This window comes from Brevibacterium linens ATCC 9172, from assembly GCF_900169165.1.
GTDB classification, from domain to species: Bacteria; Actinomycetota; Actinomycetes; order Actinomycetales; family Brevibacteriaceae; genus Brevibacterium; species Brevibacterium linens.
Map to the genome: position 1 here is coordinate 12,797 of NZ_FXYY01000001.1, position 24,594 is coordinate 37,390.

The 24,594-nt window shown below is 65.0% G+C and carries 23 protein-coding genes and 1 pseudogene; 22 read left to right on the forward strand and 2 right to left on the reverse strand.

Features of this window, described 5'->3' with window-relative positions:
• Positions 1-15 precede the first annotated feature (15 nt).
• The 18 genes from steA (at position 16) to BLIN9172_RS00145 (ending at position 19,546) form a co-directional block, all read left to right on the forward strand.
• Positions 16-1,251 carry a putative cytokinetic ring protein SteA gene (gene steA / locus BLIN9172_RS00060; RefSeq protein ID WP_101553307.1) on the forward strand — a complete coding sequence of 412 codons (1,236 nt, stop codon included), beginning with the start codon at positions 16-18 and terminating at the stop codon, positions 1,249-1,251.
• Positions 1,248-2,240: a copper transporter gene (locus BLIN9172_RS00065; RefSeq protein ID WP_101553308.1), complete on the forward strand. Its 993-nt coding sequence runs from the start codon at positions 1,248-1,250 to the stop codon at positions 2,238-2,240. The genes steA and BLIN9172_RS00065 overlap by 4 nt, the downstream gene beginning before the upstream one ends.
• Positions 2,237-3,103, forward strand: coding sequence for a hypothetical protein (locus BLIN9172_RS00070; protein WP_101553309.1), 867 nt, complete (start codon positions 2,237-2,239; stop codon positions 3,101-3,103). Before BLIN9172_RS00065 ends, BLIN9172_RS00070 begins: the two co-directional genes overlap by 4 nt.
• A complete protein-coding gene (gene murJ / locus BLIN9172_RS00075) occupies positions 3,100-4,881 on the forward strand; it encodes a murein biosynthesis integral membrane protein MurJ (protein ID WP_101553310.1) in 1,782 nt (593 codons plus the stop codon). Before BLIN9172_RS00070 ends, murJ begins: the two co-directional genes overlap by 4 nt.
• Complete coding sequence (locus tag BLIN9172_RS00080; RefSeq protein WP_101553311.1) at positions 4,878-6,026, forward strand: glycosyltransferase family 4 protein; 1,149 nt, start codon at positions 4,878-4,880, stop codon at positions 6,024-6,026. Before murJ ends, BLIN9172_RS00080 begins: the two co-directional genes overlap by 4 nt.
• A gap of 33 nt (positions 6,027-6,059) precedes the next feature.
• Positions 6,060-7,196 (forward strand): glycosyltransferase family protein, encoded by a 1,137-nt coding sequence (locus BLIN9172_RS00085; RefSeq protein WP_101553312.1) that lies wholly within the window; start codon positions 6,060-6,062, stop codon positions 7,194-7,196.
• The gene (gene pyrG, locus BLIN9172_RS00090; protein ID WP_101553313.1) at positions 7,193-8,884 is read left to right on the forward strand and encodes a CTP synthase; all 1,692 of its coding nucleotides are present in this window, start codon (positions 7,193-7,195) and stop codon (positions 8,882-8,884) included. The genes BLIN9172_RS00085 and pyrG overlap by 4 nt, the downstream gene beginning before the upstream one ends.
• Positions 8,885-9,002: 118 nt before the next feature.
• Entirely contained in the window at positions 9,003-9,785 is a 783-nt protein-coding gene (locus BLIN9172_RS00095; RefSeq protein ID WP_240811939.1) for an NUDIX domain-containing protein, read from the forward strand.
• 6 nt (positions 9,786-9,791) lie between these two features.
• Positions 9,792-10,742 carry a site-specific tyrosine recombinase XerD gene (xerD, locus tag BLIN9172_RS00100; RefSeq protein ID WP_101553315.1) on the forward strand — a complete coding sequence of 317 codons (951 nt, stop codon included), beginning with the start codon at positions 9,792-9,794 and terminating at the stop codon, positions 10,740-10,742.
• Positions 10,743-10,780: 38 nt separating this feature from the next.
• Entirely contained in the window at positions 10,781-11,650 is an 870-nt protein-coding gene (locus BLIN9172_RS00105; protein ID WP_025780119.1) for a ParA family protein, read from the forward strand.
• Positions 11,651-11,733: 83 nt separating this feature from the next.
• The gene (locus tag BLIN9172_RS00110) at positions 11,734-12,537 is read left to right on the forward strand and encodes a segregation and condensation protein A (protein WP_101553316.1); all 804 of its coding nucleotides are present in this window, start codon (positions 11,734-11,736) and stop codon (positions 12,535-12,537) included.
• Complete coding sequence (scpB, locus tag BLIN9172_RS00115) at positions 12,534-13,199, forward strand: SMC-Scp complex subunit ScpB (RefSeq protein WP_101553317.1); 666 nt, start codon at positions 12,534-12,536, stop codon at positions 13,197-13,199. The genes BLIN9172_RS00110 and scpB overlap by 4 nt, the downstream gene beginning before the upstream one ends.
• 17 nt (positions 13,200-13,216) lie before the next feature.
• Entirely contained in the window at positions 13,217-14,077 is an 861-nt protein-coding gene (locus BLIN9172_RS00120; RefSeq protein WP_101553318.1) for a pseudouridine synthase, read from the forward strand.
• Positions 14,074-15,162, forward strand: a complete 1,089-nt coding sequence (locus BLIN9172_RS00125; RefSeq protein WP_101553319.1) for a prephenate dehydrogenase — start codon at positions 14,074-14,076, stop codon at positions 15,160-15,162. Before BLIN9172_RS00120 ends, BLIN9172_RS00125 begins: the two co-directional genes overlap by 4 nt.
• Positions 15,159-15,818, forward strand: a complete 660-nt coding sequence (cmk, locus tag BLIN9172_RS00130) for a (d)CMP kinase (RefSeq protein WP_101553320.1) — start codon at positions 15,159-15,161, stop codon at positions 15,816-15,818. The genes BLIN9172_RS00125 and cmk overlap by 4 nt, the downstream gene beginning before the upstream one ends.
• On the forward strand, positions 15,815-17,326 hold the full coding sequence (gene der, locus BLIN9172_RS00135; RefSeq protein WP_101553321.1) for a ribosome biogenesis GTPase Der: 1,512 nt from the start codon (positions 15,815-15,817) through the stop codon (positions 17,324-17,326). The genes cmk and der overlap by 4 nt, the downstream gene beginning before the upstream one ends.
• Positions 17,327-18,778 carry an AI-2E family transporter gene (locus BLIN9172_RS00140; protein WP_257904144.1) on the forward strand — a complete coding sequence of 484 codons (1,452 nt, stop codon included), beginning with the start codon at positions 17,327-17,329 and terminating at the stop codon, positions 18,776-18,778.
• A gap of 141 nt (positions 18,779-18,919) precedes the next feature.
• On the forward strand, positions 18,920-19,546 hold the full coding sequence (locus tag BLIN9172_RS00145) for an L-threonylcarbamoyladenylate synthase (RefSeq protein WP_101553322.1): 627 nt from the start codon (positions 18,920-18,922) through the stop codon (positions 19,544-19,546).
• Between the two features lie 184 nt (positions 19,547-19,730).
• Here the strand turns inward: BLIN9172_RS00145 and BLIN9172_RS00150 are convergent, their stop codons facing one another.
• Together BLIN9172_RS00150 and BLIN9172_RS00155 are read right to left on the reverse strand one after the other, a co-directional pair.
• Positions 19,731-20,078, reverse strand: coding sequence for an ABC transporter ATP-binding protein (locus BLIN9172_RS00150; protein ID WP_276608123.1), 348 nt, complete (start codon positions 20,076-20,078; stop codon positions 19,731-19,733).
• Between the two features lie 16 nt (positions 20,079-20,094).
• Positions 20,095-21,397 (reverse strand): annotated as a pseudogene (locus BLIN9172_RS00155) (ISL3 family transposase).
• Positions 21,398-21,513: 116 nt separating this feature from the next.
• Between BLIN9172_RS00155 and BLIN9172_RS00160 the strand changes: the two are divergent.
• From BLIN9172_RS00160 to BLIN9172_RS00175, 4 genes are all read left to right on the forward strand, one after another.
• Positions 21,514-22,545, forward strand: a complete 1,032-nt coding sequence (locus BLIN9172_RS00160) for a recombinase zinc beta ribbon domain-containing protein (RefSeq protein WP_101553323.1) — start codon at positions 21,514-21,516, stop codon at positions 22,543-22,545.
• 30 nt (positions 22,546-22,575) lie between these two features.
• Positions 22,576-22,950 carry an Lsr2 family DNA-binding protein gene (locus BLIN9172_RS00165; protein ID WP_101553324.1) on the forward strand — a complete coding sequence of 125 codons (375 nt, stop codon included), beginning with the start codon at positions 22,576-22,578 and terminating at the stop codon, positions 22,948-22,950.
• 161 nt (positions 22,951-23,111) lie between these two features.
• Complete coding sequence (locus BLIN9172_RS00170; protein ID WP_101553325.1) at positions 23,112-23,633, forward strand: phospholipase A2; 522 nt, start codon at positions 23,112-23,114, stop codon at positions 23,631-23,633.
• Positions 23,634-24,106: 473 nt separating this feature from the next.
• Positions 24,107-24,523 (forward strand): hypothetical protein, encoded by a 417-nt coding sequence (locus tag BLIN9172_RS00175; protein ID WP_101553326.1) that lies wholly within the window; start codon positions 24,107-24,109, stop codon positions 24,521-24,523.
• Positions 24,524-24,594 lie beyond the last annotated feature (71 nt).

Here is a 24,594-nt window from a genome sequence, read left to right on the forward strand (position 1 = left end):
GAGAATGAGCGGATCATGAAAGTGCGCAGACACCGTGAGAACCTCCCCGCACCGACCCGGTCCGGGCCCGCCCCTGCCCGTCTGGACCGACGCACAAAGGATCTGACGAAGCGCCTGCAGGCCGGCGACATCGCCGTCATCAAACACTCCGACATCGACCGCATCTCCGCCGAAGCCCTCGTCGCGTGCCGGCCGGCAGCGGTGATCAACGCCGACAAATCGATCTCCGGCCGCTACCCGAACCTGGGACCGGGCATCATCGTCGACGCCGGCATTCCCCTCATCGACGCCGCCGGAGCCGAGATCTTCGACACGGTCGACGAGAACGCCGAGATCTCCATCGACGGTGCCACCGTCTACGCGGGTGAGACCGAGGTGGCCACGGGCGTCCTGCAGACGGCCGAGACGATCGCCGAGGACATGCACGCCGCCGAGGCGGGAATGAACTCCGTGCTCGTGGACTTCATCGACAACACGGTCGAATACATCCGCAAGGACTCCGACCTGCTCTCGGCCGAACTCGTCGTGCCCGAGGTGAAGACGACGTTCACCGACCGGCATGTGCTCATCGTCGTCCGCGGATACCACTACAAGGAGGATCTGGCGATGCTGGCCTCCTATATCCGCGAATACCGGCCGCTGCTCATCGGCGTCGACGGCGGAGCCGACGCCATCATCGAAGCCGGCCACCGGCCGAACATGATCGTCGGCGACATGGACTCCGTGTCCGACACCGCCCTGACCTCGGGCGCCGAGATCGTCGTCCACGCCTACCGTGACGGCACGGCACCGGGCACCGAACGCGTCGACGCCCTCGGAGTCGACTGCGTGGCCTTCGCGGCCTCGGGCACGAGCGAAGACATCGCCATGCTCCTCGCCGATGACAAAGGGGCCGAACTCATCGTCGCCGTCGGCACCCACGACACCGTCATGGAGTTCCTCGACAAGGGCCGCAAGGGCATGGCCTCGACCTTCATCACCCGCCTGCGCGTGGGATCGAAGCTCATCGACGCCAAGGGCGTGTCCCTGCTCTATCGGCAGCGCATCTCCAGCCTGCAGCTGGCCGTGCTCGTCGTCGCCGGGCTCGTCGCCCTCGGAGTGGCGATGACCGCGACCTCGGCCGGGCAGACCTTCCTCGGCCTCATCGGCGCCCAACTCGACGGCCTCTTCGGCTGGATCGGCTCCCTCTTCGGCGGCGACCCCGCAGCATCAACCGACTCCGTCGGCCTCATCCAAGGAATAGACCCGTGATTGATTTCCGCTACCACCTCGTCTCCCTCGTCTCGGTGTTCCTGGCGCTGGCCGTCGGCATCGTCCTCGGCGCGGGACCGCTGAAGGAACCGATCGGGGAGTCCCTGCAGAGCCAGGTCGACGCCCTGCGCACCGACCGCGACAACCTGCGTTCGGACCTCGACGCGGCCAAGGGCAATATCGACAAGCAGAACGAGTTCGTCACGGCCGCGGCCCCGGAACTCATCGGCGGCATCCTCGACGGGCGGGAAGTGAGCATCATCGCCGCCCCCGACGCGGACTCCGAACAGGTCGAAGAGGTCAGCAACCGGGTCAAGGAAGCCGACGGCACCATCGCCGGTGACGTCTCGTTCGTGCCGAACACGCTCAGCCTCGAAGACTCCGCTGCGTTCCTCGAGACGCTGCGGACCCTCGTGCCCAGCCTGCCGAAGGACGATTCGACCGCGATCCGCGCCGCCCTCGTCATCGCCCTGACCGGTGATGCCTCGATGCTCGAGGACGAGGACAACCAGGCGGATGCGGGGAAGCAGGCGGCGAAGCTCTACGACGCCTTCGTCGAAGCCGACCGACTGCGCACCGACACGGACCACAAGACGACCTCGCTGTTCATCGTCATCGACGATGAGAACTCGACCCTGGCCGAGGACACCGAGCCCAGCCCGCAGAACTCCGATGACAAGGGCACCCGCACCCTCGTCACCGACTTCATCACCGCACTCACCGCCGAAGCCACCTCGGTGGTCGTCGCCGGCGACGCCGGATCGGCACAGAACGGACTCGTCAACGTGCTGCGGACGGAGAAGTCCCGCGCCAGCACGGTCGACGGACTCGGCCTCGGCGCCGGCCCCGTCATCACCGTCCGGGCCCTGGCCTCCGGAGAGGCCGGAAGCCACGGACACTTCGGATTCGCCGAGGACGCCGAAGGCATCCTGCCGGCCAAGACCGAAGAGACGTCGTCGAAGGACACGCAGAAGGGAGACGAGGAATGATCCGCTCCATCGTCAGCACCGCCGTCGCCGGGCTCGCCGGCTTCACCGCGACGAAGGCGTTGCTCGGATCGCGGCTCCGCACCCACGACTCCGTGGTGCGCACCAACCACGCCGGACACGACGTCTCACTCGCCGAAGGCCCCGCCGTCGCGACGGGACTGCTGGCCGGCAGCCTGCTCATCGAAGACGCCCGCCAGAAGGCGGCGACCCTGCTGGCCACGGCCGCGGCCGGCGGCCTCGGGGCGGTTGACGACTTCTGCGAATCCGGGTCCTCGAAGGGACTGCGCGGGCACCTGTCCGCGCTGGCCCGCGGTCAGATCACGACCGGGACGTTGAAGATCACCGGCATCCCGCTCGCGTCGATCGCGGCCGCCGCGATCCTGCGCAGCCGCACCCGCCCGACTGGGATCTTCGGGATCAGCCATAAGGACGACCGGCCCTGGTACGCGGCCGCCGCGGATGTCATCGTCACCGGGGGAGTGATCGCCGGATCGGCCAACCTGTTCAACCTCCTCGATCTGCGTCCCGGCCGGGCACTCAAGGTCGGAGCACTCACGCTGGCCTTCACCGACCACGAACGCCGCGTGTCCTGGGCACCCTCAGGTGCGATCGCCGGAGTCACGGCCGCCGCCTGGCCCGATGACCTGGCCGGTGATGCGATGCTCGGCGACACCGGAGCCAATGCCCTGGGCGCGGCGATCGGCGTGGTCCTCGCCGAAACCGCCACACCGGCGCAGCGACGCCTCATCCTTGCCGCCCTGGCCGGGCTCACCCTGGCCAGTGAGAAAGTGTCCTTCACCTCCGTCATCGAATCGACCCCGGGTCTGCGGGAGATCGACTCGTTCGGCCGCGAGGTTCAGTGAACAAGCTCGTTCGAGTCCTCGCCGCCACGGCGCTGCTCGTATCGATCATCACCCTGCTGACCCGACTGGTCGGCTTCCTACGCTGGCTGGTGTTCTCGGCGACCGTCGGCGCCGGCACCGTCGGCACCGCTTACCAGAGCGCGAACCAGGTCCCGAACATCCTCTTCGAGGTCGTCGCCGGCGGCGCCCTGGCCGGAGCGGTCATTCCGCTGCTCGCCGTCCCCCTGGCCAGATCGGACCGAGAGACCGCCGGTCGCATCGCCTCGGGGCTGCTGACCTGGGCGGTCAGCGTGACCCTGCCGCTGTCGATCCTGCTGGCCGTCTTCGCCCCGCAGATCGCGAGGATCCTCGTCGATGAGCAGACGAGCGCCGCGGGAGTGCAGGCGACCGTGGAGCTGCTGCTCATGTTCTCCCCGCAGCTCGTCCTCTACGGAATCGGCGCCGTGCTCACCGGAGTCCTGCAGGCCCACCGCAAGTTCCTGTGGCCGGCATTCGCCCCGTTGCTGTCCAGCCTCGTCGTCATCGGCAGCTATATCGCCTACAGCGTCGTGGGCGGCAGCGACGACACCTGGCAGTCCCACCTCGGCTGGCTCGGCTGGGGCACCACCGGCGGCGTCGCCGCCCTCGCCCTGCCGCTGGCACTGCCGATGGCCTCGACCGGGCTGAAGCTGCGCCCCACCTTCTCCTTCCCACCCGGCGTCGCCCACCGTGCGCTGCGCCTGGCCGGAGCCGGAATGTCCGCCCTGCTCGCCCAGCAGGCCGCGGTGCTCGCGACCCTGAGCCTGGCGAACCATTCGGGCGGGGACGGCACGCTCGTGCTCTTCAGCTACATCAACGCCGTCTACCTCCTGCCCTACGCCGTGCTCGCCGTGACCGTGGCGACCGTGATCTTCCCGACCCTGTCGACCTGGGTGGGACGATCCACCGACCCCGAGGCGTCCGCTGAGCGACGTGGACAGGCCGGGGTGCGTCTGCGCTCGGTGACCTCGACGACGACGGCTCTCATCATCGCCATCGGCGGACTCGGCGCCGTCATCCTGCTCTCGGCGGCAGGGCCGCTGCAGACCTTCTTCATCGCCATCGACGCCGAAAGCGAATCCGCCGCCCCCTTCGACTCGATGGCCACGGCGATCATGGTCATGGCCTTGGCCGTGCCGGGCTGGTCCTTCGTCGCCTGGGGCACTCGCGTCTTCTACGCCCTCGAACGCTCCCGCCACTCGGCCGCCGCCACGACGACGGGGTGGATCCTCGTCATCGTCGGCATGTGTGGCGCCATCCTGGTCGCGGGTGCGAACGGGAACCCCGGGCTGACCCTCATCTGCATCTGCAGCGGCTATGTGCTGGGCATGACCGTGGCCGGAGCGTTCCTTCTCGTGAACATGCGCCGCGTCCTCGGTCCCACCGGACTCGCCTTCGTCGGGCGGCGGTCGCTGCTCGCGCTCGGGGCCGCCGTCGTCGCCGGCACCGCCGGAGTCGTGACCTCGCAGTGGCTCGGGGGACTCTTCGACAACTCCGCGAGCTCGGCCGTCATCGCGGGAATCATCGCCGCCCTCCTCGGCTGCGTGGTCTTCGGACTCATCGTGCTCGTCATCGACCGCGGATTCCTCGGCGAAGTCCGCCGTCTGCTGGCCGACCGCAATCGGGCCGGCGTCAACGACGAGACGACCGCGCACGCGACCGGTACGCTCACCACCGACCACGGACTCAGCAGCAGCGACCATGGATCCAGCCGCAGTGACTGTGGACCCCACGACACCGACAGGGAGGAAGACTCATGAGGATCGTCTTCGCCATCGGCACCTCGACCGGGGGAGTCGGCACCCATGTGCACGCACTCGCCCGTGACCTCGCCGCCGCCGGCCACGAGATCGGCGTCATCGGACCGGCCGCCACCGACGAGCACTTCGGCTTCTCCCTGCTGCCCGGAGTCCGGTTCGGCGTCCTCGAACTCGGCACCGGAATCGGCGCCTCCGACGCCGCCCTCGTCCGCCGGCAGCGCACACTCCTGCGCAGCTTCGCCCCGCAGATCGTCCACGCCCACGGCTTCCGGGCCGGGCTCATCACCCTGCTGACCCTGCGCACACTGAAGACCCGCCCGAAGTTCGTCCTCAGCCTGCACAACCAGGCCAGCGGACAGGGACTGCGCGGTCGGGTCGAAACCCGGGTCGAGACGATGCTCGCCCGCGGAGCCGACCTCGTCCTCGGCGCCAGCACCGACCTCGTCGACCGTGCCCGCGAACTCGGCGCGCAGACCGCACGCTTCCTCCCGGCCGCCGCTCCCGAGGTGACTCAGGTGTCCGCCGAGGCGGCCGCCGCCACCCGTGCGGGACTGGCCGAGGAATTCGACTTCGACCCCGGGGCCCTCATCGTCCTCGCCGTCGGTCGCGTCGCCAGACAGAAGAACTACCCGATGCTCGTGCGTGCACTCGCCCGCCTCGGGGCGGCGGACCGGCAGGGTGAGATCGTCGCCCTCATCGCCGGTGCCGCCGACGATCAGGTGCTCGCCGACGTCCGCGCTCAGTACGCCGAGGCGGCAGCCGCCTCGGCGATTCCGGCCCTGCATTTCCTCGGACCCCGCGACAACGTCGCCGAACTCGCGGCCGCAGCGGACATCTACGCGCTCACCAGCGTCTGGGAGGCCCGGGCGCTGGTGCTCCAGGAGGCACTGATGACCGGCAAGGCGATCGTGGCCACCGCCACCGGCGGCACCGCCGAACTCGTCGGCGACGCGGGGATGCTCATCGATGATGATGACGACGCCGCCTTCGCCGCAGCCGTGGCCGAACTCGCTGTCGATCCCGCCCGCCGCGCCGAACTCGGGACGAGAGCCCGGGCACGCGGAGCGGAGCTTCCCGCTGAGAGGGAAGTCGCCGAAGAACTCGCAGGTCTTTACACGGAACTCGTGTCTGCCCAGGTAGGCTAGAACCAGCGTCGAACGAAAGAAGAGGATGAGGAAATGAGCGAATCCGGCGAGGTCAACCCACTGAGCGCAGACACCAGGATTCTGCACGTGCTCGCCGACACCACCGGTCCCGTCGTCGAAGTGGCGAAGCTCGCCGTGCTCGGTCACCTCCGGGCCGGTTTCAAGGTCGCCGTCGCCGCACACCGGTCTCTGCTGGGGACCTTTGGGGTCCCGGAGGAGCTGGCCGGCGAATTCCGCGAGATCGAGCTCACCGCCCGTCGTCGACTCACGACCGCTGACCCCGGTTCCGCCTTCACCCTTCACAAGTACTACCAGCACGTCGACATCGTCCACGCACACGGACTGCATGCGGCGACGCTCGCCGGGCTGGCCTTCACCGGTCTGCCGGCACGACTGCACCCGAAGGTCGTCGCCACCGTCGAATCCTTCGACTCCGCGAACGTCATCGAGAAGACCGGAGCCGAGATCGTCGGCCGCACGGCCACCGCGGTCCTCGGCACGACCGAACCCGTCGTCGACTACTACGGCGGCCGCGTTCCGGTCGTCGAACGCGCCGAACTCGTCCACCCGGACATCGACGTCGACCTCACCGTGCGCACACCGCGGGCCGAGGTCCGCCGCGAACTCGGGCTGAGCGAAGGCACCTGGATGGTCGCCAGCCCCATCGCGCTGCGTGACCACACGGCCCTGGCGACCGTCCTCGACGCCGCCGACCAGATCAACCAGCGCCGCCGCGACCGCAAGGTCGTCTTCGTCCTCACCGGCACCGGCAAGGACCGCTCGACGATCTCGCGGGAATTCTCCGATCGCGGAGTCCTCGTGGCGCCGGCCGGCGACCTCGTCGATGTGGCCGCCGCCGCTGATGTCGTCATCGCCAGCGAAACCATGACGGGTCTGTCCCACGAAGACCTCATGCAGCTGTCGAAGCCGGCGGTCTTCATCGGCAGCGAACGCCGCGCCGGCATCTGGGGAGAGGCCGCGCAGGCCGTTCCCGCCGACGACACGGAAGCGCTGCTGCGTGAGATCAATCATCTTCTCGATGACCCGGCCGGACGCGGAACCTCCGCCGTGGCGGCGAAGAAGCGGGTCATCGACGTCAGCAACGGGGCGGCGATCTCGGAGACGCTGCTCGATCTGTACGCCGAGGTCGACGCAGTCTCGGATTCATGAGCCGGACTTTGATAGAATCAAATTCCGTGGTGAATCGAACTGGCCCTGGCGGCACACATACGGCAAAGCACATCTTCGTCACGGGAGGCGTCGCCTCCTCGTTGGGCAAGGGTCTGACGGCATCGAGCCTCGGCCATCTGCTCACTCAGCGCGGCCTCACCGTGGCCATGCAGAAGCTGGATCCCTACCTCAACGTGGATCCCGGCACCATGAACCCCTTCCAGCACGGTGAAGTCTTCGTCACCGAAGACGGCGCCGAGACCGACCTCGACATCGGCCACTACGAGCGCTTCCTCGACAATGACCTCGACGGTGCGGCGAATGTGACCACCGGGCAGGTCTACTCCTCGGTCATCGCGAAGGAACGCCGCGGCGCATACCTCGGCGACACCGTCCAGGTCATCCCGCACATCACCGACGAGATCAAGGCGCGGATGCGTGCTCAGGCCGAACGCCCCGAGGCGGACCGTCCCGATGTCATCATCACCGAGATCGGCGGTACCGTCGGCGATATCGAATCCCAGCCCTTCCTCGAGGCGGCCCGCCAGGTCCGTCACGACATCGGCCGGGACAACGTGTTCTTCATCCATGTTTCCCTCGTGCCCTACCTCGGGCCCTCCGGAGAGCTGAAGACGAAGCCGACCCAGCATTCGGTGGCCACCCTGCGCTCCATCGGCATCCAGCCCGATGCGATCGTGCTCCGCTCCGACCGTGAGCTGCCGGATTCGATCCGGGCGAAGATCGCCGGAGCCTGCGACGTCGAGACCGACGCGGTCGTGTCCTGCGTCGACGCCCCGAGCATCTACGACATCCCGAAGGTCCTCCACGACGGCGGCCTCGACGTGTTCGTCATCCGCAGCCTCAACCTGCCCTTCCGCGACGTCGACTGGACGAAGTGGGACTGGGTACTCGAACGCGTGCACAACCCGTCCCGGGACGTCACCATCGGCATCGTCGGCAAGTACATCGACCTGCCCGACGCCTACCTCTCCGTCACCGAGGCGCTGCGCCACGGCGGCTTCGCCAACGACGCGAAGGTCAGGATCAAATGGATCCAGTCCGATGACTGCTCCACCGAAGCCGGCGCGGAAGCGGCCCTGTCCGGCCTCGACGCGATCTGCGTGCCCGGCGGCTTCGGCATCCGCGGCATCGAAGGCAAGCTCGGCGCGCTCGAGTACACCCGCACCCACGGCATTCCGACCCTGGGTCTGTGCCTGGGTCTGCAGTGCATGGTCATCGAATACGCACGCAATGTCGCCGGACTCGAGGCCGCGTCGTCGTCCGAGTTCGATCCCGAGACCACGGTTCCGGTCATCGCGACCATGGCCGAGCAGCTCTCGATCGTCGAAGGCGAAGGCGACCTGGGCGGCACCATGCGCCTGGGCACCTACGAGGCGAAGCTCACCGAAGGCAGCGTCGTGGCCGGCGTGTACGGGGAGACGACGATCAGCGAACGGCACCGTCACCGCTACGAGGTCAACAACACCTACCGCGAGCAGATCGCCGAGGCGGGGCTCGAGTTCTCCGGAACCTCACCGAACGGTGAGCTCGTCGAATTCGTCGAGCTCCCGCACGATAAGCACCCGTTCTACGTCTCCACCCAGGCGCACCCCGAGCTGAAGTCGCGGCCGACCTCACCGCACCCGCTGTTCGCGGGTCTGGTCGCCGCCGCACTCGAGCGTCAGTGACCCTTGTCCATCCTCACAGCGAATGCCGTCGGCGCCAGCGCCGGCGGCATTCGCCGTTCCACCACCGTCGAGTTCAGCACCAGTGAGTTCAGCACCGTCGATTTCAGGGAGGGCGCCGATGAGCACAGACCATGAGATGAGCACAGACCATGAACAGCCCCTCGCCGACGAACCGGTGATCCCGCCGATCACCTCCTCCGAGGTCGTCTACGAAGGCGCGGTGTGGGACATCCGCAAGGAGACCTTCGACCTGCCCGAGGCCTCCGGGCTCGTCCGCGATCTCATGGCGCACACCGGGGCCGTCGGCATCGCCGTCGTCGACGACCACCAGCGGATCCTGCTGGCCCAGCAGTACCGGCACCCCGTCCGCGCCCGACTGTGGGAGGTGCCTGCCGGTCTGCTCGACATCCCCGGCGAGGACCCGCTCGACGCGGCGAAGAGGGAACTTATTGAGGAAGCTGACCTCACGGCCGCACACTGGGACGTGCTCAGCGACTCCTGCCTGACCCCGGGCGGCAGCTCCGAGACGATGCGTCTCTACCTCGCCCGCGGGCTGTCCTCCGTGCCCGAAGCCGACCGTCACGAACGGGGCGAGGAAGAAGCGGGGTTCCGCTTCGCCTGGGTCGGCATGGACGAGGCACTCGAGGCCGTGGCCGACGGGCGGATCACCAACGCGATCGCCCAACTGGCGATCTTTCAGGTCGACCGCGTGCTGCGCGCCGAAGCAGCGGGAGCACCGGTCAAACGGCGGGCCGTCGATGCGCCGAGGCGACTCGTCGACGGTCGCCCCGACTTCGGCCGCGGTGCCACCGTCGAGACCACCGATTCGGCCACGGCGGAGACGACCGGTACCGGTGACGGGATTTCACCGTCGACACAGACCGGCGCGGGCGAGGACTGAGACCCTATGGCTCGGCACGGCGCCGAACTGCTGCCGGAGGACCTTCCCGAGGACCTGCGGAGCGCATTCGGGTCCTATCTCGCCTCCCTGCGTTTCGAACGGGGACTGTCGATGAACTCGATCGACGCCTACGCCCGTGACCTCGCCCGGTACGGCACCTGGCTGACCGACGACGGGGTGAGCCGCCTCGGCGAGGTCGATCGACAGCAGGTGGAGAACTTCGCCCTCCACCTGCTCGATTCGGGACTGGCACCGCGGACCCGGGCACGCGCACTCGTCGCGGTGCGCCGATTCCACACCTTCGCACTGGGGGAGAACCTCGCGCCCACGGATCCGGCCTCCGAGGTCAGCCCACCGCAGGAAGGACTGCGGCTGCCCAAGGCCCTGGCGCTCGACGAGATCGAAGCGATGATCGCGACCACCGACGGTGACGAACCCGTCCAGATCCGGGCCGCGGCCCTTCTCGAACTCCTCTACGCCACGGGGGCGCGCATCTCCGAAGCCGTGGGCGTCGACCTCGACGATCTCGACCTCGACTCCGGGCTCGTCCGGCTCTACGGAAAGGGCGGGAAGGAGAGGATCGTGCCCGTCGGATCCCACGCCGCCCGAGCCCTGGGGGCCTGGGTGTCGCGGGTGCGGCCGTCGATGGCGGCGAGAGCGAGATCCTCGGCTCCAGCCGGGGCCCTGTTCCTCAACGCCCGAGGCACTCGACTCTCCCGGGTCTCGGCATGGCAGATCGTCAAGGACGCCGGTGAAGCGGCGGCCATCGGTACCGAGGTGTCTCCGCATACCTTCCGGCACTCATTCGCCACGCATCTGCTCGAAGGCGGAGCGGACATCCGCGTCGTCCAGGAGCTGCTCGGCCATGCCTCGGTGACGACGACGCAGATCTATACGAAAGTCTCCGAGGACACACTGCGGGAAGTGTACGCGACCTCGCACCCTCGGGCGCGGTAGGGTTGGACGCAGAGCAACGAAAGGTGGCCATCCGAGAGATGAATACGCAAGAGGCGTTGGATATCCCCCAGCAGAAGTCGGCAGCAGGCGAGCCCCAGGACTTCCCGGAGCCGGCACCCCTGGCGTCGCACGGACCCGCCCGCATCATCGCGATGGTCAACCAGAAGGGCGGGGTCGGCAAGACCACCTCGTCGATCAACCTCGGTGCGGCCCTGGCCGCGTACGGCCGCAAGATGCTGCTCGTCGACTTCGACCCGCAGGGCGCCCTGTCCGTCGGACTGGGACTCAACCCCTATGAACTCGACATCAGCATCTACAACCTGCTGATGAACCCGCGACTGGACCCGCACGAAGTCATCGTCGGAACGGACTTCGACAACATCGACATCCTGCCGGCCAATATCGACCTCTCCGCCGCCGAAGTCCAGCTCGTCGGCGAGGTCGCCCGCGAGCAGGTGCTCGCCCGTGCCCTGTCGAAGGTCGCCGACGAATACGATGTCATCCTCATCGACTGCCAGCCCTCGCTGGGACTGCTCACCGTCAACGCTCTGACCGCCGCCCACGGCGTCGTCATCCCGCTCGAGACCGAGTTCTTCGCCCTGCGCGGTGTCGCCCTGCTCGTCGAGACCATCGAGAAGGTCCAGGACCGACTCAACCCCTCACTCGAGGTCGACGGCATCCTCGCCACGATGTTCGACTCGCGGACCCTGCACTCGAAGGAAGTCATGTCGCGCGTCACCGAAGCCTTCGGCGACAAGGTCTTCGAGACCGTCATCAACCGCACCGTGAAGTTCCCCGACGCCTCCGTGGCCGCCGAACCGATCACGAGCTTCGCCCCGAAGCACGCCGGATCCGAAGCCTACCGTCGACTGGCCCGGGAGCTCATCGCCCGCGGAGGCGCACCCTGAGCGACTCCGCAGTCCACGAGGAGGAGGCGGCCGGCGTACCGACCGAGGCCGACTCCGGCGATGACGCCGCGCAGGGTTTCCAGGTGCGGTTGGAGAACTTCACCGGCCCCTTCGATCTGCTGCTCGGTCTGATCTCGAAACGTCGCCTCGACGTCACGGAGATCGCGCTGGCCGAGGTGACCGATGAGTTCATCGCCTACACCACCGAGCTCAAGGATCAGGCGAACCTCGCCGAGATCTCCCAGTTCCTCCTCGTCGCCGCGACCCTGCTCGACCTCAAGACGGCCCGGCTGCTGCCGCACGAAGACGGTGACGAGGTCCTCGACCTCGAGCTGCTCGAGGCCCGAGACCTCCTCTTCGCCCGGCTGCTGCAATACAAGGCATACAAGTCCGTATCCGGGTATCTGGCCGAGGCGATGGCCGCCGGCTCCATCCGCGCCCCCCGCGATGTCGACCTCGAGCCCCAGTTCCAAGACGTGCTGCCGCCGCTGGAGCTGAACATCGGACCCGGCGAACTGGCCGGAATCTTCGCCACCGTGCTCCAACGCGATCACACCCCGCCCAGCGTCGCCGTCGACCATATCCACTTGCCGCTCGTGAGCGTCTCCGAGCAGCGCGGGCATATCCTGTCCCTGCTGCGCGTCGGAGACGTCGACTTCCAGGACCTGCTCGAAACGGCCGAGAACACCCTGGTCGTCGTCGCGAGATTCCTCGCCCTGCTCGAACTGTTCAAGGTCGGCCTCTGCGACTTCGACCAGCCCGAACCTCTGGGGCGGTTGCTCATCCACCGGACCGAGATGAACGAAGACGGAGTCGACCTGCGCACCGAAGGCGACTGGAGCGGCGACGAAGAAGAAGTCGAAGAAGAAGAGGGGAGTGCGGAATGATCGATGACGAGATCCTCGCCGGCATCGAGGCCGTGCTCATGATCACCGATTCGGCCGTGACCGCCGAAGACCTCGCCGGCTCCCTCGGCCTCAACGAAGACACCGTCCTCGAAGCCATCCGCATCCTCAAAGCCGACTACGACGGGGATGAGGACCACCGCCAGCGCGGGTTCGAGATCCGTCACGTCGCCGGGGGTTTCCGCATCTTCTCCCGCGGCGACTACCACGAAGTCGTCAAGGACTTCCTCACCGCCGGGCAGAGTGCGAAACTCTCCCAAGCCGCACTCGAGACGCTTGCGGTCATCGCCTACCGGCAGCCGATCTCCCGGCCCCGCATCGCCGCCATCCGCGGAGTCAGCGTCGACGGTGTCATCCGCACTCTGCTGCTGCGCGGACTCATCGTCGAAGCCGGCAAGGAGGCGACCACCTCGGCGCTGCTCTATGCCACCACACGTACGTTCCTCGACACGATGGGCATGAACGCGATCGACGATCTGCCGGACATCGCCCCTTATCTGCCCGAAGACGCCGACGTCGCCGAACTCGGCGCGCAGGACACCGAGGTGCTCGCCGAGATCGACGGCGCCCTCGACGACGATTCCGACGACGATCTCGACGCCGATTCCGATTCGACCGCTGAGATGTCACGAGTGGCTGATTGATTTGAGAGAATGGATGTATGAGTCCCTACCGTGATCACCGCGCCCCCGGCGGGCGCCAGAACCGACCCAGCCGAAAACAACGCGCAGCGACGGCCAATCACGCCTCCAGCAGCGGCGGGTCGGGTGCCGGTCAGACATCGGACGCGCACGTCAGCGGGGGTGTGCGGCTGCAGAAGGTGCTCGCCGAGGCGGGTCTGGGATCACGTCGTGCCTGTGAGCAGCTCATCGTCGACGGTCGCGTCGAGGTCGATGGCAGCATCGTCACCGAGCTGGGCACCCGGATCGACCCGGAAACGCAGTCCGTGTACGTGGACACAGTGAGAATTTCGACACAGACCAAGAAGGTCTACCTCGTGCTCAACAAGCCCGCGGGTGTCGTGTCGACCATGAGCGACCCCGAGGGCCGGCCCTGCCTGGCCGACTATGTGCGCAACAACAACGAGCGCCTCTTCCATGTCGGCCGTCTCGACACGGAGACCGAAGGCATCATCCTGCTCACCAATGACGGGGAGCTGAGCAACCGGCTGGCCCACCCGCGCTACGAGATCCCGAAGACCTACCTCGCGAAGGTCAAGGGCCAGCTGGCGAAGGACGCCGGAGCTATCCTCAAGGCGGGAATCGACCTCGAGGACGGCTTCGTCAAGGTCGATGATTTCAAGCTCGTCGATTCGACCCCCGGCAAGTCCGTCGTCGAACTCACTCTTCACTCCGGCCGCAACCGCGTCGTGCGCCGCCTGCTGGCCGAGATCGGACACCCGGTGGAGCGCCTCGTCCGGCTGAAGTTCGGACCGATCGTCCTCGACGAGCAGAAGCAGGGCAAGATCCGCCCGCTGCGCTCCGATGAGGTCGGCGCACTGTTCGAGGCCGTCGGTCTGTGAGAGTCCATATCATCGGCACCGGCCTGCTCGGTGCCAGCCTGGGGTTGGCGCTGAGCGCGCAGGGCCATCAGGTGAGTCTCGAAGACACGTCGCCGACCGCGCAGCAGCTCGCCGCGGACCTCGGTGCCGGTCAGGTCGGTGCACCCGAACACCCGGACATCGTCGTCGTGGCCACCCCGCCCGACGTCGCCGCCCGCGTCATCGCCGCAGCGCTCGGGGACTTCCCGAACGCCACGGTCACCGACGTCGCCAGCGTCAAGACCCGCCTGCTCGAAGCGGTGCGCGAACTGGTCACGGGCACTCAGCTCGATCGCTACATCGGATGCCACCCGATGGCCGGACGCGAGAAGTCCGGGGCGATCGCCGCCCAATCGGACCTGTTCACGGCCCGACCCTGGGTGATCTGCTCGGACGAGGACACCCCGGCCGACCGCCTCGGCGAGGTCATCGCCATGGCCGAGGACACCGGCGCCTCCGTGCTCCACCTGGATCCGCGCATCCACGATGCCGCGGTCGCGAAGGTCTCGCACGTGCCGCAGATCGTCTCCTCCCTGGTCGCCTCGCAGCTGCGGCATGCGCCCTTGGAGGAGATCTCGCTGGCCGGGCAGGGACTGCGCGATGTCACGCGCATCGCCGCTTCGGACCCGGGGCTGTGGACGCAGATCCTGACCGGCAACGCCGAGGAGGTCCGTTCCGTGCTCGTCGCTCTGCGCACCGAGCTCGACGAGGTCATCGGCGCTCTCGAACTCGGCCCCGGGTCGACGGGTCTGCTCGCCAAGGCGATCGCTTTGGGCAACGAAGGCCACGACCGGATTCCCGGCAAGCACGGGCAGCCGCCGACCACCTATGCTGTTGTCACGATCCTGGTTCCGGATACGCCCGGAATGCTGGCCCGGCTGTTCAAGGACATCGGCGACCTCGGCGTCAATGTCGAGGATTTCCGGATGGATCACGCCTCCGGTCGGAAACTGGGCATGGTCGACGTGTCCGTGGTCCCGGCCATCCAGCAGGAGCTGGAGATCGGATTGCTGTCGAAGGGATGGCAGATCCCCGAATCCGCCATCGAGAAAGAAGGAACTGCATGAGCGTCGTAGCCATTGACGGACCGTCCGGAGTGGGCAAGTCGAGCACCGCCAAGGAGGTGGCGCGTCGGCTGGGCTTCCAGTACCTGGACACCGGTGCGATGTACCGGGCGATGGCGTGGCTGTGCCTCAACCGCGGGGTCACCGACCCCGTCGACGTGCTCGAGCAGGTGCGCGGTGCGGATCTGGAGATCTCGCTGAGCCCCGACGAATTCTTCGTCTCCGTCGACGACATCGATGTCACCGAGGACATCCGCGGTGCGGACGTGTCCGCGAACGTGCAGACGGTCTCCGGCGTCGTCGACGCCCGCGAGGAGCTCATCGACATGCAGCGGGCCTATATCGCCGCCGCGCCCGAGGGCATCGTCGTCGAAGGCCGGGACATCACGACCGTGGTAGCCCCCGACGCCGATGTGCGCATCCTCATGACCGCCCGCGACGAGGTCCGTGTGGCCCGCCGGGCGAAGGAAGTGCACGGCAATGCCGACGCCGAGGCGATCGCCGCCACCCAAGACCTCGTCACGGGCCGTGACGCCAAGGACTCCGCCACGACGAGCTTCCTCGAGGCCGCCGACGGAGTGTACACACTCGATACCAGCGACATCGACTTCGACCAGGTGGTCGAGACGGTGCTGCAGCTGGTGAAGGACTCACAATGAGCGAATCCGGATTCCATGAGACACCCGACGACGACCTCGTCGACCGTGTCGAGAGCATCAGCGACGAGGAGGCCGAGCAGCGGGCGACCGCGCTCGAGGCCGGACTCGAAAGCTATGAGCTCGAAGACGAGGACCGGGCGCTGCTGCGCGCCTACGGCTTCGACGACGACGAAGACGAGGCCCTCGGCGCCGCACCGGTGCTGGCCGTCGTCGGTCGCCCCAACGTCGGCAAGTCGACGCTGGTCAACCGCATCCTCGGCCGCCGCGAAGCCGTCGTCGAGGACGTTCCGGGCGTCACCCGTGACCGGGTGAGCTACCGGGCGGAATGGAACACGAAGGAGTTCACCCTCGTCGACACCGGCGGGTGGGATCAGGACTCGAAGGGTATGGCCTCGCGGATTGCGATCCAGTCCGAGGTCGCCGTGGACATGGCCGATGCCGTCCTCCTCGTCGTCGATGCCACGACCGGTCCGACCTCGACCGATGAGATGGTCGTGAAGATGCTGCGCCGGAAGAAGAAGCCGGTCCTGCTGGCCGCGAACAAGGTCGACGACGAACGCGGCGAACTCATGGCCGCCGAACTCTGGGGCTTGGGCCTCGGCCAGCCGTGGACCGTCTCGGCTCTGCACGGTCGGGGAGTCGCCGACCTGCTCGACGAAGTGCTGACGATCCTGCCCGAGGTCTCGGCCGTCGACACCCGTGTCGAAGAGGGCGGACCGCGTCGGGTGGCCCTCGTCGGTCGTCCGAATGTCGGCAAATCCTCCCTGCTCAACCAGCTCATCGGTTCCGACCGGGTGCTCGTGGACAACGTCGCCGGCACCACGCGTGATCCCGTCGACGAGCTCATCGAGCTCGGTGGGAAGCAGTGGCGCTTCGTCGACACCGCCGGCATCCGTCGTCGAGCCCATCAGGCCAGCGGCGCCGACTTCTATGCCGCGCTGCGGACACAGACCGCACTGGAACGCGCCGAGGTGGCCCTCGTCCTCATGGAGGTCCAGGACCCGCTGAGTGAGCAGGACGTCCGCATCGTCACGACCGCCGTCGAGGCGGGACGCGCCGTGGTGCTGGCGTTCAACAAGTGGGATCTGCTCGATGACGAACGTCGCTTCTACCTCGAGCGGGAGATCGAACGGGACCTCGGCCATGTGGCGTGGGCGCCTCGCGTGAACATCTCGGCGAAGACCGGACGTCACGCGGAGAAGCTCGTTCCGGCGATGGAGACCGCTCTCGACGGCTGGGACACTCGCATTCCGACGGGACGGCTCAATGCGTTCCTCGGTGAGCTCGTCGCAGCCAACCCGCACCCGGTGCGCGGTGGTAAGCAGCCGCGCATCCTCTTCGGCACTCAGGCGCAGTCGCGTCCGCCGAAGTTCGTGCTCTTCACCACCGGTTTCCTCGATCCCGGTTATCGTCGGTTCATCATCCGTCGTCTGCGCGAGACCTTCGGCTTCAAGGGCACCCCCATCGAGGTGTCGATGCGCATCCGTGAGAAGCGTCGGGGACGCTGAATGAACGAGGACGAGCAGACGAGTTCGTCGGGCTCCGCTGACGGTGCGGCCGGATCGCCCGGCGATGCCGCACGCCCGGCCGAGTCTGCGCCGTCCTCACGACCGGTGCCCGGCGCAAATTCCGAGCCCGCGGGCCCTGCGGCGACCTCTGCGTCGGCCTCGAAGCCCGCAGGCGCGGACCCTGCGTCGGGGACGGCCGCACCGGCCGCCTCGGTGAGGAACGCTCCCGGTTCGGCCGCCTCGGTGGGGAACGCTCCCGGTCCGGCTGCCTCGGTGGGGAACGCTCCCGGTCCGGCCGCCTCGGTGACGGTGGGACCTGGCTTCGCACCCGGCTCCGAACCCGGCATGGCAGGCGAGCCACGACCCTGGCATGCGCGGCCGCCGGCGCGAGCGCTGATGATCGCGGTGACGCTGGCGGGGCTGGCCTATGCGCTGATGTTCTTCCGCGGACTCCAGGACATCGTGGCCCCGGTGTTCCTCGCCCTGAACTTCTATATCGTCGTCTACCCGGTGCAGCGGCTGCTCACTCGGATCAAGGTGCCGCGGGCGATCGGGGCGTGTATCTCGGTCGTACTCGTGCTGTGCATGATCTTCGCGTTCTTCGGCCTCACCGCGTGGTCGGTCGCCGAGCTCGTCATCCTCATCCCCAGCTACAGCTACGAACTCGCCGCCACGTACCAGAACGCGCTGGCGCTGCTGTCGGACATCGGAGTGACGTCCTCGGTGATCCAGCAGCAGCTCTCCGGTTTCGATGTCCGTTCCGTGCTCGACGCCATCTACCCGCTGCTGACGAATCTGTCGTCGGTGGCAGGCCTGCTGACCACGGTCATCATGGCGGTGTTCTTCGTGGCGATGGATTCGATGGGCATCGACAAGCGGATGGCGATGCTGCTCGACGTCAAGCCGTCACTGTCGGCGTCGATCGGCGACTTCGCCAGCGGCGTCCGCCGCTACTGGGTGGTGGCGACGGTCTTCGGCCTCATCGTCGCATTCCTCGACGTCATCGCCCTGGCGATCATCGACGTCCCGCTCATCTGGGTGTGGGGTGTGCTCGCGTTCCTGACGAACTACATTCCGAACATCGGTTTCGTCATCGGTCTCATCCCGCCCGCTCTGCTGGCGCTGGTCGACAGCGGTTGGCAGTCGGCGCTGTGGGTGGTCATCGCCTACAGCGTGCTCAACTTCGTCATCCAGGCGATCATCCAACCGAAGTTCACCGGCGAGTCGGTGGGTGTGACCCCGCTGATCTCGTTCCTGTCCCTGCTGTTCTGGGTGTGGATCCTCGGCTGGCTCGGCGCCCTGCTGGCGCTGCCGGCGACCCTGCTGATCAAGGCCCTGCTGGTCGACGCTGACCCGAAGGCCAGGTGGGTCAATATCCTTCTCGCCTCCGATCCGGACACCGGACGCGCCGAACTGGTCAAGGGCCTGAAGAAGCATCAGGCTGCGCACTGATGAGTCAGCGGGAGCGGCGGAAGCGCTCGGCGGCTTCGGTCTGAGACTGCCCGCGGTCCGGTGAATCCCACATTCTCGCTTTTCCGGCCGCTTGTCGCCTCGAGCCCTCGCACTGTGACGGCAGAGTGGTTAGCATGAAGTATGGCGACACTACTGAATATCCATCCGGAGAACCCGCAGGACCGACTGATCGAGAAGGCCGCTGAGTCACTCAGGAACGGTGGCCTGATCGCCTATCCCACGGATTCCTGTTATGCCCTCGGCTGCGCCTTGGACAACAAGGACGGCATCGAGCGGATCACTCGCATCCGACAACTCGGTTCGAAGCACCATTTCACACTCATGTGCCACGACTTCGCCCAGCTGGGTCAGTTCGTCATCGTCGACAATTCCGACTTCCGTGCCATCAAGTCGATGACGCCGGGACCGTACACGTTCATCATGAAGGCGACGAAGGAAGTTCCGCGCCGGATGATGCACCCGAAGAAGCATTCGGTCGGAGCTCGGATCCCGCAGAACGTCACGGCACTCGCACTCGTCGAGGCGATGGGGGAGCCGATCCTGTCCTCGACGCTGCTGCTGCCCGACGATGAGGATCCGCTGACCCACGCCGAGGATGTCATGAACCAGCTCGGCAATGACCTCGACATCGTCATCGAGTCCGGAGTCCCCGGAGTCGTGCCGACCTCGGTCATCGACTTCACCGGCAAGTACCCAGAGGTGGCTCGCGTCGGAGCCGGGGACGTCTCGCGGTTCCTCGACGAGTGAACCGGTAAGGTCGGTCGCACTGAGCTGGCTGGACTGCCGATTCACGGCTGATCACACGCCGGACCGACAGACCGGAACGAACCGGCAGACGAACTCAGCGAAATCTCGCCGAGGTGGCCGAGCCGCCTCGGCGAGATCTCATCCGCACCGGTGTCCTTCTCAACGGGTGGGCCCCGTGCGCCCGTCAGAGTCCGAGGTAGGCCGCCTGCACGTCAGGATTGTCGAGCAGCCGGGAGGCATCATCGGCGAGGACGATCCGCCCCTCGGCAAGGACGTATCCCCTGTGGGCGATTGCCAGTGATGCGTTCGCGTTCTGCTCACTGAGCAGAACTGCGATGCCGTTGCGATTGATCTGGGCGACCGACTCGAGGACCTGCCCGACGATGATGGGCGCCAGGCCCATCGACGGCTCATCCAGGATCAGCAGACTCGGATCCGACATCAGTGCTCGGCCGATCGCGACCATCTGCTGCTGCCCGCCCGACAGCGAGCCTGCCGGCTGTCTGGCCTTCTCCTTGAGGATCGGAAACATATCGGGCTCTTCGCGTTTAAGGGTGTAGCCGGGGCCTGAATCCTCCGGCTTCGAGCAGGCTCCTGGCGATGTAGTGCGTCAGATTCCGAAACCCCAACGCCGAGCCCCACAGATGCTCCAGACGCCCATTTAAAGCCTCGGTGGGGCCGTTCGAGGTTCCCGGCCGATCGAAGTACGCCACCACATCTCCTACCCTTTTCTTCAACGTGCGGCCCAACTTCCGCAACTCAATCAGACCTGCAGGTACTCCCGACGAGATCGATGCGATTACCGACTCCAGCATCCGTTTGGCCACCGTGCGGTCCGGATTCCGGTAAGCGCTCATGATGTCTTGATACACACTCCACGTCACCTCCACATCGGCATGGTCAGGGTTTGTGAACAATTCAGCGATCCTCTTCTGCTGCTTCTCGGTGAGGAACTCACACCCCGTATGCAAGGTGCGACGGGCTTGATACAACGGGTCACCCTTCTTCCCCCCGATGATCCAGTGTTTCCTGCTGGACTCGGCGGCGCACATCATCCAAACCATCGCCGGCGAGCTTGACGACGTGGAACGGATCCATCACTTCGACTGCGGTCGGCAGCTCCTCGGCGGCCGCGGTTTTGAACCCGGTGAACCCGTCCATCGCCACGACCTCGATCCCGTCCCGCCATTCCTGCGATCGCTCCGCCAGCCAGGTCTTGAACTCCGCTTTCGACCGTCCCTCGATCATGTCGAGCAACCGGGCGGGGCCCGTTTTGTCCCTGACAGGGGTGAGATCGATGATCACGGTGACGTACTTGTCCCCGCGTTGCGTGTGCCGCCACACGTGCTCGTCGACTCCGATGACGGTCACGCCGTCGAACCGGGTGGGGTCGTCGATGAGGACACGGTGACCTTCGGCCAGGATCGCGTCGTTGGCGGTGTGCCAGGACACGGCGAGCTTCTTCGCGATCACGGACACGGTGGCGTGGTCGACGACGAGGGCTCGTAGTGCCCAGGCCAGTCCGGTGCGGGAGATCTTCGCTCGGGCCGGTGCCGCGGCTGCGGTGTCGTGGCGCCAGACGTGCCCGCACTCGAGGCATTTGTAGCGGCGGAGCCGAATGTGGAGGGTGGTGGGTCGGTGGCCGAAGGGTTCGTGGGCCAGGCGGCGGGTGACGGTGTCTCGGGGCGCGCCGTGGCCGCCGCATTTTCGGCACCAGTCGTCGGTGTTCGTCGGTGTGCACAGGAGGAGCGCTTCGTGTTCGGTGAGCTGCTGGCCGACGCAGGAGAGGTTCAGTGTGTCGAGGTGGCAGAAGGTGGTGAGGTCAGGGGCGGAGAAAGTAGGCTGATCCAAGTCGAGGTCTTCCGGTTGGAGAGTGTAGGAACTTCCATCTTCGGAAGACCTCGACCTGTTTCCGGGTAGCGACGCGCACCCGGTTTTACACCCTCAACTGCGAAGAGCCGGATTACGTGGGCGGGAAATCGTTTGGTGCGATTACGGCTGAATGGAATGAGGCCGGTGTTCCGACGATTACAGACCGAACTGATGCCTGGGCATTCCCTACTCTGATCGGTCTCATGCGGAAGAAATTCCAGACCGGAGTTATCGAGTTCAAGGGAGAAGAATTCCCTGGTTCTCATGAACCGATTATCTCCAAGGAGCTATACACAGCTTTTGAGGCGCGGAGGAATCAGAATTCCAAAGCACCGGCTAGGAACAAATACCCTGAGTGGCCGCTCTCGGGTCTCATGGTCTGCGGATCGTGTGGAGGTCCGGTAGGGATGATCCAGCGAAACAAAGACGGAGCTACGCGGTTAGGTTGCCTACATCGGCGCAACAAAGGCACATGCAAACAGAAGGCAATCTATCGGCTCCAAGCGGATCATGCCTTCATGCTGTTTGTCTCTCAGTACATGGACCAGATCGTAGCGGCTCTCCCGGACGCGGAAACACAGTCACAGCTCAAGGAGGACGTAAAAGAAGCTGAGTACGCTCTCACAGCGGCTAAGAGCAAGCTTCAGGAGTTCCTTGAGACGGTCACCGTACTAGGCCTGAGTCTGGAGGAGAGCAAGGAGATTCTTGAGGCTAGACGCGAAGATGTGAAAACCGCTGAGATCAAACTGAGTGAGGCGGAAGGGGAGCTAGCTCTAGCAACTCCTCTGGAAGTCGATCAGCAAGCCTTGGAGCACAAGGAGGACACGTCTCCTTCTGAGTGGGCTTTGTACGTGCGTACCAAGCTTGTAGAGAAGTGCACGCTCAATCCGGATCAGTCCTTCTCCATCATTGGCAAAGCCGGTTACACACTGACTCAGGAAAAAATGAGTTATGACGGTTCTGCAAAGGTGGAGAAGGCAAACACTCAGGGTTTGAGTAGTGAGAAGACCAAACAGGCGAGAGCTTGGCTGAGGGCAAACGGCTATGAGGAGAAGGTCTCCGTAAGAGGAAATATTAAGTTCGAGTACCTGAAGCTTTGGATTAAAGAGGGTAAGCCTGTAGCCTGATCATGTTAGACCCCCTATTAAGGAGTACTCATGGCAATCATCACCAAGACCATTTACGTCTCAGACGTTTCCGGGGACCAGATTGAAGAGAAAGACCTGGCTCGCGCGGAGGTCACTTGGAAGGGCCGTAGCTACAACTTGGCTCTGACCAAGGACGAATACAAGCGCGTTGAAGAGTACCTGGATGATCTCGTGCAAGAGGCCGAGGTGGATGAACCTCAGGTATCGGTCACGCGCCGTTCTCGGGCCGCCAGCTCCTCAGGCTCGGGCCTGTCCTCAGAAGAGCTTGCACAGTGCCGCGCTTGGCTACAGGAGCAGGGTGAGAAGGTTGCGGACCGTGGGCGTATCGCGGCTGACCTGATTAAGAAGTGGACCGATGCCGGTAAGCCTGAAGCTCGCGGCTGAAACCAACCCGGCGAGTTCCCCGTCTCCCAGTAGGAGGCGGGGAATTTCAATTGAAAAAGAAACTACCAAATTTCATCCTTTTGTGGGATGCGGGTTCTTTGGTAGTGATGCAACCCTAGAGAAGCAACTACTTTTGATTCGCCGGAAGGAACCCCATCCCCATGAAAGTTGTAGCCCTGACCACGCGGTATCTGGTCGCACTTGTCGCTGTGTTGACGCTGACGATGACTGTCGGTGTCACCGCGTCATCAGCGACGGAGAGCGAAGACATAGACCGCGAAGCGGTCAGCCGTCTTCACGATGCTCTTGTAAAGGCTAGGGCAGACGGAATCGAAGTCGAAGGCGATATCTCGGAAGAAGCCCTAATCAGTGAGTTTGAGAACAGTGGTCTTACGGCACAGGCCGCACCAAACGGCTGTTCGACACCGAAGGCTCTTAAAAAGGCCGCGAGTAAGTGGAATAAGCTCTTTAAACCAGCTTGTGACAAGCATGATCGGTGTTACAGTAAAGATTCCAAAAAGGATCGTATTCGTTGCGATACTGATTTTCGCGCGAACATGAAGGGAATATGTAAAAAGAAGAAGAGCGGAAAAGCCTCATGCTACACAGTGGCCGTGATCTACTTTGAGGCTGTTCGAGCTGGCGGAAAGAGTCACTACAAAGGGAAAGGAAGCCCCAGGTGATGCCAAGAAATATTTTCGTTAGAGTGCTGTACATCCTACTGGTAGTCATTGCTGTGTTACTGCTGATTGCGTGCATTGGTGCATCAGTATGGGCTGGAACTGCCGAAGATGGTTGGATTACCGTCAATGCGTTCATGCTTATAGGTTGGGTAGTCAGTTCACCCTTCATTCTGGGAGCAATCGCTTGGACGATCATCCTCTTTGTTGGTGGACGCAATTCTTCAACCTCTGACAAGATGAATGTATAAAACCCGTCAATAACCGAAAGGGCCGGTCTCCTACTAAGTAGGGGGCTGGTCCTCATTTCCGGTAGAGCCGGTTAGATTTTGATATAATAGATATAGATGCATTACTTCTCGCCCTCCAGACTGGACACCTGGAGGGTTTTTTCTTTGCCAAAATCTTTCAAAACAGATTTATGTTAGAATAGTGTATGTCCGATAAACTTAGCAAAGGAAATGAATGGAGAAATAATGTCAAACGAAGAACTTGATTTCGTGAAGGTGGAATGGCGATACGAATACAAAGGAATGTTCGTCACCGTGCCGAAGAGGAGGGGAGTCTTCTCAGAGGACTACTTCATCAGGCAGACCATGATTGATCACGCCGGATACACCAATCCCCGCGTATTCGTGACCGACAGAGACCGCTTCAATCCAAGATCGTTCATCATCCCTTTTGCGTACTTTGACGTACTCCTGGAGCACTACTTCATCCCTGAGTTCGGGAAGTGCCTACTGATGAAGGAAACCAAGGTGACCGGGAAGAAGTGTACTGAGTCATGTCAGGGAGCCGATATGAGTAGCAAATGCACCTGTGCATGTGGGCGCACCAATCACGGAGGGGCCGTAGATAGGTGGCTCTTCGTAATTGAGAGTGTAGATCGGTGATTCCAGGACACGGCGAGTCGCTGCGCGGATAGACGTCGAGGTCTTCCGATGATGGAAGTTCTCACACAATC

What these genes read in the sequence shown, in the direction of transcription:
- BLIN9172_RS00140 (WP_257904144.1), top strand. Translation starts at nt 17,327, where the DNA reads ATGAACGAGGACGAGCAGACGAGTTCGTCGGGCTCCGCTGACGGTGCG.
- BLIN9172_RS00170 (WP_101553325.1), top strand. Translation starts at nt 23,112, where the DNA reads ATGAAAGTTGTAGCCCTGACCACGCGGTATCTGGTCGCACTTGTCGCT.
- BLIN9172_RS00080 (WP_101553311.1), top strand. Translation starts at nt 4,878, where the DNA reads ATGAGGATCGTCTTCGCCATCGGCACCTCGACCGGGGGAGTCGGCACC.
- BLIN9172_RS00175 (WP_101553326.1), top strand. Translation starts at nt 24,107, where the DNA reads ATGTCAAACGAAGAACTTGATTTCGTGAAGGTGGAATGGCGATACGAA.
- pyrG (WP_101553313.1), top strand. Translation starts at nt 7,193, where the DNA reads ATGAGCCGGACTTTGATAGAATCAAATTCCGTGGTGAATCGAACTGGC.
- xerD (WP_101553315.1), top strand. Translation starts at nt 9,792, where the DNA reads ATGGCTCGGCACGGCGCCGAACTGCTGCCGGAGGACCTTCCCGAGGAC.
- der (WP_101553321.1), top strand. Translation starts at nt 15,815, where the DNA reads ATGAGCGAATCCGGATTCCATGAGACACCCGACGACGACCTCGTCGAC.
- scpB (WP_101553317.1), top strand. Translation starts at nt 12,534, where the DNA reads ATGATCGATGACGAGATCCTCGCCGGCATCGAGGCCGTGCTCATGATC.
- BLIN9172_RS00085 (WP_101553312.1), top strand. Translation starts at nt 6,060, where the DNA reads ATGAGCGAATCCGGCGAGGTCAACCCACTGAGCGCAGACACCAGGATT.
- steA (WP_101553307.1), top strand. Translation starts at nt 16, where the DNA reads ATGAAAGTGCGCAGACACCGTGAGAACCTCCCCGCACCGACCCGGTCC.
- BLIN9172_RS00095 (WP_240811939.1), top strand. Translation starts at nt 9,003, where the DNA reads ATGAGCACAGACCATGAGATGAGCACAGACCATGAACAGCCCCTCGCC.
- BLIN9172_RS00145 (WP_101553322.1), top strand. Translation starts at nt 18,920, where the DNA reads ATGGCGACACTACTGAATATCCATCCGGAGAACCCGCAGGACCGACTG.
- BLIN9172_RS00105 (WP_025780119.1), top strand. Translation starts at nt 10,781, where the DNA reads ATGAATACGCAAGAGGCGTTGGATATCCCCCAGCAGAAGTCGGCAGCA.
- BLIN9172_RS00120 (WP_101553318.1), top strand. Translation starts at nt 13,217, where the DNA reads ATGAGTCCCTACCGTGATCACCGCGCCCCCGGCGGGCGCCAGAACCGA.
- BLIN9172_RS00165 (WP_101553324.1), top strand. Translation starts at nt 22,576, where the DNA reads ATGGCAATCATCACCAAGACCATTTACGTCTCAGACGTTTCCGGGGAC.
- cmk (WP_101553320.1), top strand. Translation starts at nt 15,159, where the DNA reads ATGAGCGTCGTAGCCATTGACGGACCGTCCGGAGTGGGCAAGTCGAGC.
- BLIN9172_RS00150 (WP_276608123.1), bottom strand. Translation starts at nt 20,078, where the DNA reads ATGTTTCCGATCCTCAAGGAGAAGGCCAGACAGCCGGCAGGCTCGCTG.
- BLIN9172_RS00070 (WP_101553309.1), top strand. Translation starts at nt 2,237, where the DNA reads ATGATCCGCTCCATCGTCAGCACCGCCGTCGCCGGGCTCGCCGGCTTC.